At 62.1% G+C, this 15,408-nt stretch carries 15 protein-coding genes; 9 read left to right on the top strand and 6 right to left on the bottom strand.

The window, feature by feature from the left end; all coding sequences use genetic code 11:
* The first annotated feature begins 334 nt into the window (after nucleotides 1–334).
* The 4 genes from tnpA to SAZ10_RS10360 all read left to right on the top strand — a co-directional run bounded on the left by tnpA (nucleotide 335) and on the right by SAZ10_RS10360 (nucleotide 4,765).
* Nucleotides 335–1,240 (top strand): IS66-like element accessory protein TnpA, encoded by a 906-nt coding sequence (gene tnpA / locus SAZ10_RS10375; RefSeq protein WP_318609156.1) that lies wholly within the window; start codon nucleotides 335–337, stop codon nucleotides 1,238–1,240.
* Nucleotides 1,237–1,590: an IS66 family insertion sequence element accessory protein TnpB gene (tnpB, locus tag SAZ10_RS10370; RefSeq protein WP_318609155.1), complete on the top strand. Its 354-nt coding sequence runs from the start codon at nucleotides 1,237–1,239 to the stop codon at nucleotides 1,588–1,590. Before tnpA ends, tnpB begins: the two co-directional genes overlap by 4 nt.
* Before the next feature lie 81 nt (nucleotides 1,591–1,671).
* Nucleotides 1,672–3,201: an IS66 family transposase gene (gene tnpC / locus SAZ10_RS10365; RefSeq protein WP_318609154.1), complete on the top strand. Its 1,530-nt coding sequence runs from the start codon at nucleotides 1,672–1,674 to the stop codon at nucleotides 3,199–3,201.
* 811 nt (nucleotides 3,202–4,012) lie between these two features.
* The gene (locus tag SAZ10_RS10360) at nucleotides 4,013–4,765 is read left to right on the top strand and encodes a hypothetical protein (RefSeq protein WP_318609153.1); all 753 of its coding nucleotides are present in this window, start codon (nucleotides 4,013–4,015) and stop codon (nucleotides 4,763–4,765) included.
* A gap of 922 nt (nucleotides 4,766–5,687) precedes the next feature.
* Here SAZ10_RS10360 and SAZ10_RS10355 read toward each other — a convergent pair.
* From SAZ10_RS10355 to SAZ10_RS10345, 3 genes are all read right to left on the bottom strand, one after another.
* The gene (locus SAZ10_RS10355) at nucleotides 5,688–6,887 is read right to left on the bottom strand and encodes a DUF932 domain-containing protein (RefSeq protein ID WP_318609152.1); all 1,200 of its coding nucleotides are present in this window, start codon (nucleotides 6,885–6,887) and stop codon (nucleotides 5,688–5,690) included.
* Nucleotides 6,888–7,260: 373 nt separating this feature from the next.
* The gene (locus SAZ10_RS10350) at nucleotides 7,261–7,572 is read right to left on the bottom strand and encodes a DUF736 domain-containing protein (protein ID WP_318609151.1); all 312 of its coding nucleotides are present in this window, start codon (nucleotides 7,570–7,572) and stop codon (nucleotides 7,261–7,263) included.
* A 966-nt stretch (nucleotides 7,573–8,538) separates the two neighbouring features.
* Nucleotides 8,539–8,787, bottom strand: coding sequence for a hypothetical protein (locus SAZ10_RS10345; protein ID WP_318609150.1), 249 nt, complete (start codon nucleotides 8,785–8,787; stop codon nucleotides 8,539–8,541).
* Nucleotides 8,788–8,989: 202 nt separating this feature from the next.
* Between SAZ10_RS10345 and SAZ10_RS10340 the strand changes: the two genes are divergently transcribed.
* A complete protein-coding gene (locus SAZ10_RS10340; RefSeq protein WP_318609149.1) occupies nucleotides 8,990–10,579 on the top strand; it encodes a Fic family protein in 1,590 nt (529 codons plus the stop codon).
* 527 nt (nucleotides 10,580–11,106) lie between these two features.
* Here the strand turns inward: SAZ10_RS10340 and SAZ10_RS10335 are convergent.
* Together SAZ10_RS10335 and SAZ10_RS10330 are read right to left on the bottom strand one after the other, a co-directional pair.
* Nucleotides 11,107–11,313, bottom strand: a complete 207-nt coding sequence (locus SAZ10_RS10335) for a hypothetical protein (protein WP_318609148.1) — start codon at nucleotides 11,311–11,313, stop codon at nucleotides 11,107–11,109.
* A 198-nt stretch (nucleotides 11,314–11,511) separates the two neighbouring features.
* Complete coding sequence (locus SAZ10_RS10330) at nucleotides 11,512–11,907, bottom strand: hypothetical protein (RefSeq protein WP_318609147.1); 396 nt, start codon at nucleotides 11,905–11,907, stop codon at nucleotides 11,512–11,514.
* Nucleotides 11,908–12,218: 311 nt separating this feature from the next.
* Between SAZ10_RS10330 and SAZ10_RS10325 the strand changes: the two genes are divergently transcribed.
* Both SAZ10_RS10325 and SAZ10_RS10320 read left to right on the top strand, forming a co-directional pair.
* Nucleotides 12,219–12,572, top strand: coding sequence for a hypothetical protein (locus tag SAZ10_RS10325; RefSeq protein ID WP_318609146.1), 354 nt, complete (start codon nucleotides 12,219–12,221; stop codon nucleotides 12,570–12,572).
* A 486-nt stretch (nucleotides 12,573–13,058) separates the two neighbouring features.
* Nucleotides 13,059–13,223: a hypothetical protein gene (locus tag SAZ10_RS10320; protein WP_318609145.1), complete on the top strand. Its 165-nt coding sequence runs from the start codon at nucleotides 13,059–13,061 to the stop codon at nucleotides 13,221–13,223.
* A gap of 126 nt (nucleotides 13,224–13,349) precedes the next feature.
* Here SAZ10_RS10320 and SAZ10_RS10315 read toward each other — a convergent pair whose 3' ends face one another.
* On the bottom strand, nucleotides 13,350–13,661 hold the full coding sequence (locus tag SAZ10_RS10315) for a DUF736 domain-containing protein (protein ID WP_318609144.1): 312 nt from the start codon (nucleotides 13,659–13,661) through the stop codon (nucleotides 13,350–13,352).
* A gap of 1,339 nt (nucleotides 13,662–15,000) precedes the next feature.
* Between SAZ10_RS10315 and SAZ10_RS10310 the strand changes: the two genes are divergently transcribed.
* A complete protein-coding gene (locus SAZ10_RS10310) occupies nucleotides 15,001–15,177 on the top strand; it encodes a hypothetical protein (protein WP_318609143.1) in 177 nt (58 codons plus the stop codon).
* Nucleotides 15,178–15,223: 46 nt separating this feature from the next.
* Nucleotides 15,224–15,408: cold-shock protein (locus SAZ10_RS10305; protein WP_318609141.1), on the top strand; the 185-nt coding region annotated here is incomplete at its 3' end.

Raw genomic sequence — 15,408 nt, 5'->3', positions numbered from 1 at the left:
ATCAGGATGTCGTAGTATGGCGTACATAAAGGACACGGTGGCGAGAAAACCTCCTACCGCACGTTGCTGATGGCGCCATAAATTCTCTTTGAAAACAAATTGATACAGGAATTGCGGCGCTTTCCAAACCTCCTGCAGAGGCCGGAAAAGCACCACATGGAGGCTCAAAAAACAATGTGCAGACAAACACTTACGACCTACGGGAGTGCGAACGCCAGTTCGCTTTATCTTGCCGTCAAAAATACGGACATCGTAAGCGTCCGGTCCCTGCACGTATTTGGGGTAGTGCAATCTCGCGTCATGTCGGGTTCCTTCGTCATGTGGAGGATCTCCGATGGCGCCTCGCCGCTCCTGGGCCAAGGCCAACAGCCCTTACTCGTCGTCGCACGTGGCGAGCTGGTTCCGCGGCAATCTGGATGCGCAGGAATACTGCCTTCGGCGCGATCTTTCGATCACGACATTCGTGCTGTGGATGCGGCATCTGGTGAGCGCCGACGATCTGCGCAAACGTGCGGAAAAGCTGCAGAATTCGCGCCGGAAGAAGGCCGGACGTCAGCACAAGACGCAGCAGCCGAAGCGCGCCCAGAGGCGGCCGCGCTACCGCTACGGCAGGCGCACGGACAGCGGCCCGATCGCTCTGCGAGCGTTCTGGAGCATGCATGTCGAGGCGATGAATTGGAGCGGCATGGGCCATGCCGAGTACGCCGCGGCGCTCGGGCTTTCGCGACATGCGTTGCGGATCTGGCGTGATCGCCTGGAAGAATCCGGCGACGAAATGGACTGGCGATCGCTTCTTCATCCGAGTGCCCGGGCCCAATTAAGCAGCGCTGCTAATTGCGCGCGGCGCAAATACCGCTTGACACCGCAGGCGGTGGACGGGCGCTCGAACCGACGCCGGTTCAGCGACGAGCAGAAGCGGGCGATCGTGCAGGAGACAGAGAAGCCCGGCGTCGCCGTGGCGCAGGTCTGCCGCCGCCATGGCATTGCCACCAGCATGGCCTTCCGCTGGCGAGAGGAGTTCGGCCTGACCGCTCGTAAGGCGCCGGAACTGGCGCTGGTCGAGCTCGCCGATGGAGGAGAAAACGGGCCGCCGGCTCTCGCCACTTTGCGCGATCTGGTACGGCCGCCGGACGGAATGGTGGCGATCGAACTGGATGATGGACGGCGCGTGTTTGCGCCAGCCGGCACAACTCCGGCTGCGGTGAAGCGCCAGCTCGCCGGGAGGGAGAAGGCGTCATGATCGTCGTTCCGGCCGGCGTGAAAGTGCATCTGGCGCTCGGCTACACCGACATGCGCAAGGGTCTCGACGGTCTCGCTACCCTGATCCAGGAACAGCTCAAGAAGGACCCGTTCTCGGGTCATCTGTTCGTCTTCCGCGGCAAGAACGCCTCGCTCCTGAAGGTGCTGTTCTGGGATGGGACAGGGCTTTGTCTGTTCACCAAACGCATTGATCACGGACGGTTCGTGTGGCCGCGCCTGGCCGAGCCTGGCGGCACGGTGATGTTGACGCCGGCGCAGCTGGCCATGCTTATCGAAGGCATCGACTGGCGTGCTCCGGAGCGCTTCTGGCGACCGATGCTGGCCGGCTGAGCGTGCGGGAAATCCGTCGAAAAAACGAGCAGAATCAAACAGAAAACTTGGTCTAATCGGCGCATCGAAGTATGATTCTTCATGCGATTCGACCTCGCAAACCTGCCTTCCGACATCGCGCTTCTCAAGGCTTTGGTGCGCGACATGGCGGCGGCGGTTGAGAGCCGCGAGAGCGAGATCGAGCGTCTCCGCGCCATCATCAAGAAGCTTCAGCGGGCGCAGTTTGGACGTCGCTCCGAGCGTCTCGAACCCGACCAGTTCGAGCTCGCCCTGGAGGATATCGAAAGCGATATCGAGCGGGTGCGCGAGCGCCATCCGGTGCCCGTGGCAGAAACCGAAAAGGCTCTGCCGAAACGCACACCCTTGCCCGATCATCTTCCGCCCGTCGAGCAACTCATCGACGTCGACAGCCCCATCTGTCGCCATTGCGGCGGTGCTCTTCACGGCATTGGCGAGAGCGTGAGCGAGATGCTCGACTACGTGCCGGCGCGCTTCCGGGTGCTGCGCATCACGCGTCCCAAATACGCCTGCCGGACCTGCAACAGCATCGCTCAGGCGCCGGCGCCGGAGCGCGTTCTCGCCCGCGGACTGGCCACGCCGGCGCTGGTCGCACAGGTGCTGACAGCCGAATATTGCGATCACACACCGCTCTACCGGCAGGCGCAGATTTATGCCCGGCACGGCATGGGACTGGACCGTTCGACGCTCGCCGGTTGGGTCGGCGGCGCCTGCTGGTGGCTTGAGGCGCTGCACGAGCGGCTCATGAAAGACGTGCTCGCCGCCGACCATCTCTTTGCCGAGGATACGCCGGTTCCCGTGCTCGATCCTGGCCGCGGAAGGACAAAGACCGGCCGACTTTGGGTCTACGCCCGCGATCAGCGTGGCTGGGGCGGCGAGGCGCCGCCGGCCGCCGTTTATCTGTTCGAACCGGATCGCAAAGCCGAGCGCCCGATTGCTCACCTCGAGCACTTCAAGGGTGTGCTCCATGTCGACGGTTATGCCGGCTTCGAGAAGCTGGCGGCGCGCGACGACGTCATTCTGGCGGCCTGTTGGGCGCATACCAGGCGCAACTTCTATGAAGTCGCGACAAGCACCGGATCGCCGATTGCCCAGGAGGCGCTGCGCCGGATCGGCGATCTCTATGCCATTGAAAAGGAGGTGCGCGGCCAGTCTCCGCCGCATCGGCTGGTGGCGCGGCGACGACGATCCCGGCCGATCGTCCAGCAGCTGCGCCTGTGGCTCGATGCACAACTGCCGCTCCTGCCCGAGCGCTCCACGCTCGCTGACGCCATCCGCTACGCGATCGTCCGCTGGCCGGCGCTCACCCGCTTCCTTGACGACGGCCGCGTCGAGCTCGACACCAATCCCGTCGAGCGCGCCATCCGTCCGGTGGTGCTCGGCCGCAAGAACCATCTCTTCGCCGGCAGCGATGGTGGTGGACATCGGTGGGCCCTCCTCTGCTCGCTGATCGAAACCTGCAAAATGAACGGCGCCGAGCCCTACGCCTACCTCACCGACATGCTCGACCGCATGGTCGACGGTTATCCGGCCAACCATCTCGGTGAGCTCATGCCTTGGGCTTGGAAGCAGCAGAATCCTGTCAAGCACTGAGCGACGTGCAATGCACGGACGCTTACCGGACATCTTTCCGGCACCTAAGCTTGAAAAGCTATGCCAAAATCAACCCTCGCAGCCACAATGAATGCTGCAAAACAGATCCACGGGAAAGTACACGAATTCTGCAAAGCGAATGCGCTTAGACGCGCTCAGAAAACGGCTTGAGCGCGAAAGAAAAAGACATTTGCCGAGCGCAAATTCGGCGGTTCACGAGCAGGCGTTCAACAGAACGAGTGCGCACGTTGAACCCTGTATGCGCTCGATTTTTGCTCTGTCTTCATATCACAGCAACGCCTCGCACAGCCCTACCGGATGAGACTGCGGGTTTGTCACACGGGCACTGCGATGGCATGCCAGAAGCCTTATTCGCTGACCAATGAAAGGGGAAAACAGCGTGTGGCGGAACGACATCCTTGTGTTGCCTGACGATTTGATCGCCTTCGCCTGGTCCGCGCCTATGCGGGACCTGGCGGCCAAGCTCGACCTGTCTGACGTCGGGCTAAGAAAGCTCCTGGCGAGATGCGGTGTTGCACCACCGCCTCAAGGATATTGGAACAAAATGCGTGCCGGAAAGCCGGTGCCCAGGCGCCCCAACGCACGGCCACGGCGGCCCGGCGAAATCGGCCGACTGAGGGTCGATGCTCGTTTCTCCAAGGCTCTGTCGCCAGCTGCGCGGCTTCCATCGGAGGGTCCATTCGCTTCCGCGCTGGTTCCGGAAGACCTCGACGAACTTTACGCGCAGGAGCTGAAAGCGATCGGCCAAGCTTCTGCTCCGAAGACGCTGGACAGGCCCCATGGAGGGCTCGTGCAGCTGCTCAAGAAGGAGCAACGTCGCCGCGAGAAAGTTGCAGAGCGCGACTGGTCTTGGGACCAGCCCAAGTTCGACGCACCGCTTGGGAAGCGGCGCCTGAGAATCCTCAACGCGGTATTTTTGGCACTGAGTAAGCGCGGTCATGACGGCGACGCCCACGAGCAGGACGGAGAGATCCATGCGCGAGCGATCATAGGCGACAGCTATTTGGGTTTGGATATCGCGATCGCCGGCAAGTACCGGACCGTGCGTGAGCAGGGCTACCTGCGGCCGGCGCCCGACCTCCCGGCGTCGACGCCGCTCGTTCTGCGGCTCGATCCAGGCTTCGACCGCAAGGCTACCGTGTCTTGGCAGGATGATGACGAAGGCACTCTGGAGGCAAGGATCGCTGCAATCGCGGCTGCGATCATTGTGGCTGGAGAGAAAAAGTTCAGGCAGAGCCTGCAAGAGGCAGAGGAGCGCGCGAAGCGGGAGCAGATCGAACAGGAAAAACGGCGGCAGGAGCGACTGGCACAGCTCAATCAGCAGCGCCTAGAAAACCTGCGGGCAAGCGGAGAACTACTGCGCCAGGCTCAAGATATCCGAGCACTTGTTGAGCGCGTTCGGCACGCGATCGAAGAAGGTTCTGTCGATGTTGATGCTTCGGCACTTGCAGCGTGGCAGCAATGGGCACTCGCAGAGGCCGACAGGATCGATCCGGTGCGCTCCGGTCAAATCATGACGCATCTCTACGAGCCGTCGGTCTGAAGGCTGCTGGAGGGGATGGCGCGGCTTGTGAGCTGCTGACAGAAACCGGAGCCAAGCGCACCGCTTTGGCAGCATTCCCATTCGGGTGTTGCAGCAGCGTCTCGCGCTGCTTCCAAGGGGGCGCGTGAACCTCGCAAATATTCGCCCGTCGTCTTCCAAGATGCCCTTGCGCCATTCACAAGGGACAGTTTGACCTTCGCTTCTTGAGAGGGCTGGCATAGCAACATCTTGCCAACATGCTCCTGGCGTTTCGTGTTGCGCCTGTGTTGCAATCGGCGACTATCGGCAGAACATGCGACATGAAACGTGACATGGCGAGTGGCGGGAATAGCAGCGGAGGTTGGGCATTGGCCGCCACGGGCCGACGACAAAGCCCGCCCTCGAAGACGAGAGCGGGCTCCGGCAACGATCCCAACGGCGGGAACCTGATGTGCGTACCGGCTACTGTCAAACGCCGCTTCAGCCGCGGTAGTTAATTTCAACAAGTTGGGACGTGTCGCAGATAACTTCAGGCAGCCGCCCGTCTATGCGGCGGCCAAGTCATCGCTCAAAAAGTTTGGGGCTGGGACGAAAACGCGTCGAATAAGCGCCGGTCCCGGCGGCTGCCGAGAGGAACCCGAAGCGCACGCGGACGCTTTGGGCGGCGGCATCTGCGAGCAACGCATCCACAGCGAAGTCAGTGGCAGGAAGAAGGCGGAACCCTGACCCGCCCACGATCGACTAGTCGTTCCGGTTCGTGTGTGGCCGAGTAGTTTCTGTCGTGACCATGATGGCAGTTGCATCGCGAGCCGGGCGAAGCCCGGCGAGCGACGGCCGTGCCATCTTGGCGCGGCGCACGGCCAACCCAGTTCACCAGATCGAAGCAAACAATCTCTCCGTAGGATGCCGGGCGGCCGATGAGCTGGCCGCGCGGCAGCGGTTTCTAGACGGCCTTCTCAAGCAGGGCCTTCGCCTTTCCTTCAAGCTCGAGCCGGCTGTCCTGATTGGTCTTGGCCCGCGCATGGGCGGTGATCCCCTGCACGAAATCGAAGATGCTGGCCGGCGGGTGGCCTTCCTCGGAAAGCACCGTCTCGATGATCTTTGCCGTCTCGGTCTTGCTGAAACCGCGCTTGCGCAGGAAGTTCTCCCGATCCTCGTCCGTGCGGGCGACGATCTTCTCCCGCGCGGCCTTGATGCCGGCGACGAATGGCGCGGGCGAGGAATTGGCGAAGCTGGTCAGTGCGGGGGCTGCTTCATGGGCAAAACGTTGCGCCGCGAACTTGCTGTGCCGGATCGTGATTTCCTCGAAGCCTTCCACACCCCAAAGGTTGCGGTTCATGCAAACCGCGCGGAGGTAGAACGAGGCAATGCCAAGCGTCTTCGATCCGACTTCGCTGTTCCAGCAATAAAAGCCGCGAAAGTACAAGTCCGGCTCTCCGTTCGGCAGGCGCCCGGCCTCAATGGGGTGCGTGTCGTCCACCAGAAACAGGAACACGTCGCGGTCGCTGGCATAAAGCGTGGTCGTGTCCTTGGTCACGTCGACAAAGGGATTGTGCGTCATGGTCGCCCAATCCAGCACGCCCGGAACCTTCCAAATGGTGTCGCCACTACCGTTTCCGGCGATGCGCATGACGGCGGCGACGAGCTCGTGATCCCAGATGCGGCCATAGTCCGGCCCGGTCACGGCGCGAAGCTCGATGCGGCCATTTTCTGCCTCCAGCGTCTTCACAAGCTCGGCGCGGTGCGACAGCAAACCATGCTGCAGGTTGATGCCTGCGAGCGGCGCGGGAAGCTGCCGCATGTAGGATGCCGGCGCGCCGACAAGGCTGCAAAGCTGGCCGAAACTCCAATGTGTCGGCGCAATGGGCTCATCCTGACCGGGAACGATGAGCGCAAGCCTCTCCGCATCCTCCCGGCTCGCTCCCACACGCACCGCGCGGCTCTCCAGGGTGCGAGCCTTCGCGCGATCCGCCCTCGCCTTCACAGCGTCGTAAAGCTCGGTCAGCGAAAGATAACGCTCGTCGTCCGGCCGCGAAAACCATTCCGACGAAACGCGGCCGATCCGCTCGCCGCGCGAAATGTCCACGTGGAAACCGCCGTTTACGGCCTGCTGGCCATTCTGGCTGGTGCTGATGATGTTCATGATCATTGCTCCTTTCCCGTTACTGCCGAAGGCATGTCCCCCGACATGCCTCCCGGGGGCGCGTGAGCGCGCGGGGATGAAGGGGGCAAATGCCGGCGAGCATGGCCGGGCTGCACGGCGAGCGGAGCGGATGATGATGTTGATCAGTCGTGGCGATTGGCCGCTTTGCGAGGCTGCGGCCCTGCCATCGCGTAGGCGGCATTTGCGGGGAGCAAGGGGTAAAACCCCTTGGCTCCCCCAGGATCGGCAAGGCGTGAGCCGCGGCCGATCGAGACAAAACGGAGCGCAGCTCTCCGTATCAAACTCCTGATGCACTGGAGGACATGAGCAGGGCAAAGCCCCGCTTTTCGCGGGGCTTCACCGGTGGCCGGTCCTACTCGGCGGCGCGGCGGCGCGACCAGATGAGCGCCAGATCCTCGCCTTCGGTCTCGACCAGACTCGCATAGATCGGAGCCGGGAAGGACGGGTCGTCGAGCTTGACCGAGAGAAAGTCGTTGCCCTTGTCAGACCGCTTCTTCCATGCCGCGCCGAACTCGGTGGCGCCGGCGAAGATGCGGTAGTCCGGACCCTTCTCGTTTTCGCCCTCGGCTGGCGCGAACTTCACCGCCTTGACGTTGAGGTTGAGGGTCTTGACCACGCCCGTGTAGCCGTTCTCGGTGCGGGTGAAAGTGCCGATGGTTGCCATGTCGTGGTTTCCTTCTGCTGATCGGGCCGCGCCCATCGCGGCCTCGATGGGGGTCGACAGACCGGGGACGATCGGCCCCGCACGCGCAGGGCCGGAACACGAGTGAAGGGCGGCGGCGACGGCTTTTTTGCTTCGCGATGCAAAGCCGAAGGCGGCGGAAAAAAGCTGGCGACGGACGTTGCGGGAAGGCGATCGAGGCGATGCTTCAGCGTCCGGTCTTCGGTCAGACCAATCCATTCGAGGCCGCGTTGGGCGCGGCTTGGTTCAGACAGAAGGAGGGACCACGATTTGGCGGTAACGATCGGTTGCGTGCGTTCTCCCGCACTGAGAACGGCTACACCGGCTCGAATGGGTCGAGAGCCTGAAATCGTCGATATCGGGACGGTGACATGCGTCGTTGTCGCCATCGCAACACTTGGCAGGGTCGGCAATCCGGTCTCCACCCAAGCAACTGCCTTGTTCGAACAGCATGAGTGGAGCGGTCCCGGCAAGAGCACCATCTGGCCGCAAGTCTTCATGACGATCCGTCGTTCTTTGCACCGATCAGCCCCAGGCGGGCAGGGTCGTCACCCAAGACGAAGATATGCGTGATCTCGTCTGATTTGCTGGCGCGCCGCCGTGCCGCCGAATAGGGCCGGCCAGAGCGAAGCTTCGACATAGTTGGGGCCACAGGCGAGATGTCCGCCGGCATTTCCTGCATCAGCGATCGTCACGCGACTGCGCGAAGCCCCGCCAAGGGGCTTCGGGAGCCGCGCAGGCGGCGAGTAGAGCGCGGCTCGAAGGGCGAGCCCAAGTCATGCTGTTTCGGATATACAGTCCGCCGTCGCAGGAGCCAAACTAAACGATTTCAAGCCGATCATTCTGTGAAAATGGATCGATTTCCACGGTCAGCTTGTGAATGACGTCAGTCGGGATCTTCCGCCTGTGATCTTCCTTCATCCTGACAAACCCGACTGCCGCTAGCTTCTACAAGGTGCGCGTGACTTTGGGCGCGGCACGCCCGGACCATTTGGGCAGCTCGGCGATTGGCCGGGGCTTTCGATCTCGGATGATGGCGAGCAGCCGCCGGTTCTCCGGCGTAAGCAGCCGCACCAGCGCCTCAACGTTCTCGAAGCTTTGCCCTCCCGCATCCGGCGGCGCGGCCTGCTCGCCGCGTGCAACAGCCATCATCACGTCGCGCAGCTTGCTGTGGCTTGTGATCCGGTGCTGAGTCATGGCTCGGTCCTTTCATCATTGGTTTCATCCTTAACGGCGCCGCTGCTGTACGTTGGCAAGGTGAGTGTGCGTTGGGAGATGCCATGACGTTATTGAAATTCATGAACGTTGCCTATTTAGAACTAAAATTGATGGCAACTTATCGATTTTCATGATATCATTGTTTTTGGAACTGGTTTTAACCTCTAAAGAATCGAAATTCATGTCCGTCGCCGTCCCTAATCGTTTTTCAGAAGCTGTAACCGTTTTTCACGGCCGGCGGCTGCCGGAAGAGGCGCAGCCGGCGGGCTATGCCGCGCTGATCGATGCCTATGGCCTGAGCGTGCCGGTGCCGCTGAAACTCACGGCGATCGGGCAGCGGCACAGAATTTACGAGGGCGACGGCTGGCGAATCTACACGCCTCGGCATCGGCCGAGCGGCGATCTCGCCGGGCACCTGACCTTCGCGCTGCGCTATGAAGGCTTGGACCTAGGCGTTCTGAAGGGCCTGTTTGGCAAGACCGGCCCCGAGCCGGTTGCCGCCATCGTCCGGGCAAGCCCCACGGGTGCGTACGCGCGACGGATCTGGTTTCTTTATGAATGGCTGATGCAGGCGCGTCTCGATCTGCCCGATGCGGCCGCCGGCGCCTATGCGCCTGTGGTTGATCCCGCACAGCAATGGGCGACGGCCGGAACCACGTCGACGCGCCACCGCGTCAAGAACAACCTGCCGGGCGCGCCGGCTTTTTGCCCGATGGTGTTCAGGACGCCGGCGCTTGAGGCGTTCGTCGCCCGGAACCTTGCGGGCGAGGCGAGGGCTGTCATTGCCGATGTCCCTGCGGACCTGCTGGCCCGCGCGGCTGCTTTCCTGCTGCTGAAGGACTCGCGATCGAGTTTCGCGATCGAGGGAGAAGACCCGTCGCAAGACCGGATTCAGAGGTGGGGCCAGGTGATCGGCGAGGCCGGGCGGCGGCCGATCGACCGCGATGAACTGCTGCGGCTGCAGCGGATCGTCATCGGTGATGCGCGCTTTGTCCATCTCGGGCTGCGCGGCGAAGGGGGATTTGTCGGCGGGCATGACCGTGACACCGGCGCGCCGATTCCGGACCATATCAGCGCGCGCCATGAGGATCTCGAGGGGCTGATCGAAGGGCTGACGGCATTCGACCGGACGGCGGCGCGCGCGCTCGACCCTGTCCTTGCCGCCGCCATGCTGGCGTTCGGGTTCGTCTATATCCACCCCTTCGAGGACGGCAACGGCCGCCTGCACCGTTATCTGATCCATCACGTGCTGGCGGAGCGCGGATTCAACCCGCCCGGCGTGGCGTTTCCGATCTCGGCGGTCATCCTGGACCGCATCAAGGACTATCGCCGCACGCTCGAAGGCTATTCGCAACGGTTACTGCCGCTGATCCGCTGGCGGCCGACCGAGCGCGGCAATGTCGAGGTGCTGAACGAAACGGCCGATTTCTACAGGTATTTCGACGCAACGCCGCACGCCGAGTTTTTGTTTTCATGCGTGGCGCGCGCCATTGATGTCGACTTGCCGGCCGAGACGGCCTTCCTGAGGCGTTACGATGCGTTCAAGATGCGCGTCAGCGCCATCGCCGATATGCCGGACAGGCTGCTGGACCTGCTCTTCCGTTTCTTGCGGCAGAATGAGGGCAGGCTGTCAAAACGCGCCCGCGAAAAGGAATTCGCGGCACTCACGGTCAGGGAGGCGGCGCGGATCGAGGCGATGTTCGCCGAAACCATGGCGGAGGTGGACAGTAAGGCGGACCGTGCTGCGGCTGCACCCCATGGGGCAGAATGATCGTTCCCCGGCAACAGCAACCCCGTCCAGAGCCGGCGCGGGGGACCGGCCGTTGCCGACGAGGCTGCGCTTCGACTGTTTCCGCCACGAAAAAGGATAGCTCTTGCTTGTATGGTTTTTTCGATACGTATGGCAGCACGTCGTCAGCATGATCGCGATGAGCGTGGCGGTCGCGATCGCCCTTTTTGCGCCAGGGGACAGTCACCGAACCGTCGAGACGGCATCTCGGGAGGCGACCGCTGACTATGGCCCGGTCGGCTTGTAAGGCCGAGGCGCCTTCTTCATCTTCTTCTCCACTGTGACGACGATGCCGATCGTCATGATGACCATGATCGGCATAGTCGCTGTCAATAATTTTTGGGGCTGTCCGCGAGCGAAACACACCCCTGTCAGGGTGTGCGAGGCCGCCCCGGTTTTCCGGGGCGGCCGTGGCGGTTACAAAGTAGCTGCGTCAGGCATTTTGTACTTGCCGATGGCCCTCCTCTGACGCCCGTCGGGCGCCGGAAGGACGGCTACGGCGTTCGCGATCAGTTGCAGCGAATGTAGTCTTTGGATTCTCCGCCGGACTGCTCCAGCAGATGACCGTTGGCGTCGAGGCGCCATCGGAGATCGAGGCTGTAAACAGCGTCTTCGCCGGTGCAGGAATAGCGCAGACGGGCGACGCCGCTATCCGACGTCGACTGCTCCAGATCGCAACTGAATTCCCGCCCCTCTATGTGGGCTGGGGAAACCATGAACCATTCGGTGCCTTCGCGGGCGCAGGAGGGTCTATCCGGCGCCCATATTCCGAGAAAGCCGCGGTCAAACGTGGCGGTCCCCCTTACCTTGGTGAGGCGGCTGGTGAATATGCAGGCGGCGCCATGATCGAGCTGACAAAGGGATTTCTCCTCGATCGAGATGCCGTTTGCGGTCTTGGAAAGGTCAGCGTGCAGCTATGGTCCTTGGCGGGCGGTGTGACGATTCGGTCGTGCTGCAGGCGTCCGACATCCTGAAATTTGCCGCTGCATTTTGGTTGCGTCGAGCCCAACCTGGACCAGGATCTTGTAGGTCTGACCTCCTTTTGGCGCAATGATCGCGGTCCATTCATAGCTGTCGACGGTGCCGGTGTATTTGCCGGCAAAGTCGGCGGCCGCCGCGGTCAGCACAGGCATCCCGGCGTTGAATGCGATAAGGACGGACACAGCTTTGAACACAGTCATCGCATGGCTGACCCGAAGCCAGGACAGGATACACCGGTGCGGGCGCCTAGGATATTTGCCCGAAAGGGCGGTGCGGGCAGCGCCAGCCGCGGCCGCGTGAGCGGCCGAAGACGGATCGATGACGGTCATGGGACGGCTCCGAGGGAGAGCGCGGGGAGGGATCGAAGCGCCATGGCTCTTCTCTCAGCCCGGCAGGTTCATCCGTCCCGGAACATCTCGCTTCCTGAAGCGTAGCCCCCTTGCACTATGCGCCCGGGTGGTCATGATCATGACGGCCGGCGCTATTCTATATCGTTCTGTGAAAGCAGAGAACCGGTGCAAATCAAGCTCAATCAGCGCCTCGACAAGATCAGGTGGTTTTTGTCATATTTGTTTATTTCTTTGCAATTTGACGATTTTTCGGAAAAAGATACGTCGAACCTTTATATTTCAGAGATTTTATGCATCATCTTTCAAAGATTTTGTTCGCGGGCATCATTGCTGTGCCGATGTTTGCGGTCATTCATGGCGCGGGAGCGCACGCCACGCCTGAGGAAACATCGGGTGACGTTCAATTGACCAGCGATGAAACGACGGCAGTCAACGCCGCCAAGGCTTTTAGCGCATGTGTGGCCCGCATGAACCACGACCCCGCAGTGCAGGCGCAAAGCAAGCGTACAATCGCGCAAAGGCGGCTGCTGAGGCGGCCTATGAGTCCGAGGAAGCCGCTTTCGATGATGCCTATAACCGTTACAAGGCGGCACATGCTCGCATCGCCAAAAGAGACGGCGACGATGTCAGGATTAAAGAGCTGAAGGGCCGCTATTCAGGTAATGATGATCCTACGAGCTTTTCGTCCTGGGTGCTGGAAACCGCAATAGACGCCGTCGATCGAAAGATCAGAGACAAAGTTCTGCGGGAAACTGGTCTTGCGATGCCGGTCATGCCTCGAAGGGTCGAAGACAGAATCGATCTGCCGAAACCGGCTGATCCTGTTTCGGTATGTGGCACAATCGGCAGAGGTGATCAGGAACGCCGGACGCGATGGTTGGGAAACGGGGCGAACCTTGCCGCAGATTTTGGACAAATATGGTCCGGAGACCTATAACAGGCTGACATCGCCGGGATCTCCATAAGACGGGGGGGGTCGGCGGAGAATCCCGAGGTGCGGCTAGTGCGTAAGCGCATCGACTTAAAAAAAGATAAGGGGCGATCCGTGAGCACGGTGAATCACGACATATCGTTGCAAAGCTCGCGACGCCAGGAACGGGGCGTTTGGGGTTCTGTCGACGAGCGAGCATTTGGCCGCCGCGCTTGTACTCAACCAGCCGGACTGGCTAGCCGAGATGCACTACACGCTCGCTGAGGCTGTCGGGCGGGTCGGCTCGAAGTGGCTGGCCCTGATCCCGGAAGCCGCGCGCATCCTGACATACGAAGACGGGCAGCCGGCCGCAACAGAGACATGAACCCGCGAAACCGGCGGCCAGTTTAATGCGCTGGGGGCGACGGAGCTCGCCTCCCGCGCCGGGCTGAACAGGCAGGGAAAAAAGGGTAAGGCCGCCCCGGATTTTCTCCCGGGGCGGCCGTGGCGGTTACTTCGCCTGGGGGCGGGTCCAGATCATGCTGAACTGGCTGGGCTGCTCGTCCTCGTGGAGGGAGGCGTAGATCGGAGCCGGGAGGCTCGGATCGTCCAGCTTGACCGAGAGATAGGGGCGGTCCTGCTGCGACGTCTTCTTCCAGGCGGCGCCGATCTCGACATTGCCGGCGAAGATCCGGAAGTCCGGGCCGCCGTTGCCGGTCTGCTCGAGCGGGGAAAACTTCGCCTTGGTGTTGAGCGCCAGCGTCTTGATGGTGCCGGTGAAGGTGCCGTCTTCCGCCTTGGTGAAGTTGCCGATGTTAGCCATTGTCAGTCTCCTTTGGTTTTCGTCTTGAGACCACGACCATCGCAGCCTCGATGGCGATCAAAGGCCCGGGGGGCGATCCGGACCGCAGCCGCAGGCCCGCAACGAAGTGGAGGATGACGACGGGGCGATCTTTTTTGGCTTGCGCGAGGAAGGCGCTTCAGCGCCGGGGAAAAAGGTCGAACCGGTCATTGTGGGCAGAAGGATTGAGGGCGCAGCCCGACCTCCGGCTGGATAGCCAGCGACTGAGGCATGCGTTGGTGGTGGCCCTGGGCAAAAACCCGGCACGGGGAGAAGACTGGCGCCCTGTCATCGGAACTGCGAAGGCGACCCGGAATCCTCACCCTGCCATCAAGACACTTGGAAGCTGCACTCAACCAGGCGCCGAGGGCGCACGCGAGAAGACCGGCAACGACCGCGTCGTGTTTTTCGCGATGGGCCGAGGCCATGAGATCGGCGCTGCCGATGATACGTGTTGCGCTGACCCCGAACACCGGCCGAGGTCAGGCGGCGTTCCAGGTCCCGCGGGCTTGGCCCTGCTCTTCCCCTCCACGGGGGATCGCAGCCGGATGCCGGGACGGTATCGGGCGCGCTCCGGTCAAACTGTGACCGTGGCCTGCCCCGGGAAACCGGGGTGGCCTCGCGCGGACTCCTTGCGCCGCTATTCAAGAAACAGCCCGGCGCGCGGTGGCCGGAACTGCGGTGATGGAGGCGGGGCGCTGGCCCGCTTTGGGTGTGCATGATTCGGAACGATCGGGGCCTTCTTTGCCGGAGAATGGATTCGCACAAAGCTGGAAGTCCGGCGAATACAGGGCTTAGCGGCGGCGTATTGCGTAAGTGCATCCCGGGGCGGGCAATTCCAGCTATCGTGTAACATCTAACTATCAGATTGAAAGTCGAACGACATAATCATGAAAAGGCCCGACTGGAAGCGGACCTTACATCGCAAACAAATTCCGATGCGATGTTTGCCCCGATTTTCTGCCGGTTTTCTCACAGCTATAGGAGGAGACCACAATGCGATACTACCGAGAATGCAACGAATCGGAGTTGCTCGATCTCGCGCGCACGTCGTTGCGCCGGCGGCGGGAAGCCGTGGACAATTTCACGCCTGCCCGGCGTCGTCCCCGACACGGTGCCCTGCAGCGAGTTCCAGGCGTTAATGGCGGCGCCGGAGGTCCGGCGGACGCGGTCGCTGCAACGCTGTCGTCACTATGTGCCTGGCGAAAGGCCGCGCCATGCATCACCGCGCGACAGCGGCGCGTTCGTCCCGGCGACGGCCGCGGGACTCGACGTTGACCGCAACCTGAGTGATGGCGCGCGGCGCTGCGCCGGGAAAATTATGAAGCTGACCTATCGCGGCGACCGCACGGGGCGCGTGCTCGACACGACGGTCACTTATCTGGCGCTGCAACGGTGCCGGCGCACCGTGCAGCGCTATGTGCGCGAGCTGCAGCGCGAGGGCTATATCGGTGTCGCCGTTGTGGCCGGTCACCGCTCACGCCTGTGCACGGGCTGATCGTGACGCTGCTGACGCCGCTCTTTCCGCGCCATCATAAGCATGCATGGCCGGAAAAGCCCGGACAGCCCGGTGCGACAGGGTTGTCACAGAGGGAAGGTCCAAACTCGGCAATGGCCAGCCAGACGTCTTCGTCCATGTCTCCGCCGTCGAACGCGCGGGCATGAGCTCGCTCGTCGAGGGCCAAAAGGTCAGCTTCGACATCGTGAAGGACAACCGCAACGGCAAGAA

Origin of the sequence: Mesorhizobium sp. BAC0120, from assembly GCF_033542235.1 — a bacterium.
GTDB lineage: Bacteria > Pseudomonadota > Alphaproteobacteria > Rhizobiales > Rhizobiaceae > JAWRCU01.
The sequence above is the reverse complement of the archived record's forward strand: the minus strand, read 5'-3'. Positions and strand labels throughout refer to the sequence as shown.

Coding starts and splice junctions, on each gene's coding strand:
- tnpA (WP_318609156.1), top strand. CDS start 335: ATGGCGCCTCGCCGCTCCTGGGCCAAGGCCAACAGCCCTTACTCGTCG.
- tnpB (WP_318609155.1), top strand. CDS start 1,237: ATGATCGTCGTTCCGGCCGGCGTGAAAGTGCATCTGGCGCTCGGCTAC.
- tnpC (WP_318609154.1), top strand. CDS start 1,672: ATGCGATTCGACCTCGCAAACCTGCCTTCCGACATCGCGCTTCTCAAG.
- SAZ10_RS10355 (WP_318609152.1), bottom strand. CDS start 6,887: ATGAACATCATCAGCACCAGCCAGAATGGCCAGCAGGCCGTAAACGGC.
- SAZ10_RS10350 (WP_318609151.1), bottom strand. CDS start 7,572: ATGGCAACCATCGGCACTTTCACCCGCACCGAGAACGGCTACACGGGC.
- SAZ10_RS10345 (WP_318609150.1), bottom strand. CDS start 8,787: ATGACTCAGCACCGGATCACAAGCCACAGCAAGCTGCGCGACGTGATG.
- SAZ10_RS10340 (WP_318609149.1), top strand. CDS start 8,990: ATGTCCGTCGCCGTCCCTAATCGTTTTTCAGAAGCTGTAACCGTTTTT.
- SAZ10_RS10335 (WP_318609148.1), bottom strand. CDS start 11,313: ATGGTTTCCCCAGCCCACATAGAGGGGCGGGAATTCAGTTGCGATCTG.
- SAZ10_RS10330 (WP_318609147.1), bottom strand. CDS start 11,907: ATGACCGTCATCGATCCGTCTTCGGCCGCTCACGCGGCCGCGGCTGGC.
- SAZ10_RS10325 (WP_318609146.1), top strand. CDS start 12,219: ATGCATCATCTTTCAAAGATTTTGTTCGCGGGCATCATTGCTGTGCCG.
- SAZ10_RS10315 (WP_318609144.1), bottom strand. CDS start 13,661: ATGGCTAACATCGGCAACTTCACCAAGGCGGAAGACGGCACCTTCACC.
- SAZ10_RS10310 (WP_318609143.1), top strand. CDS start 15,001: ATGAAGCTGACCTATCGCGGCGACCGCACGGGGCGCGTGCTCGACACG.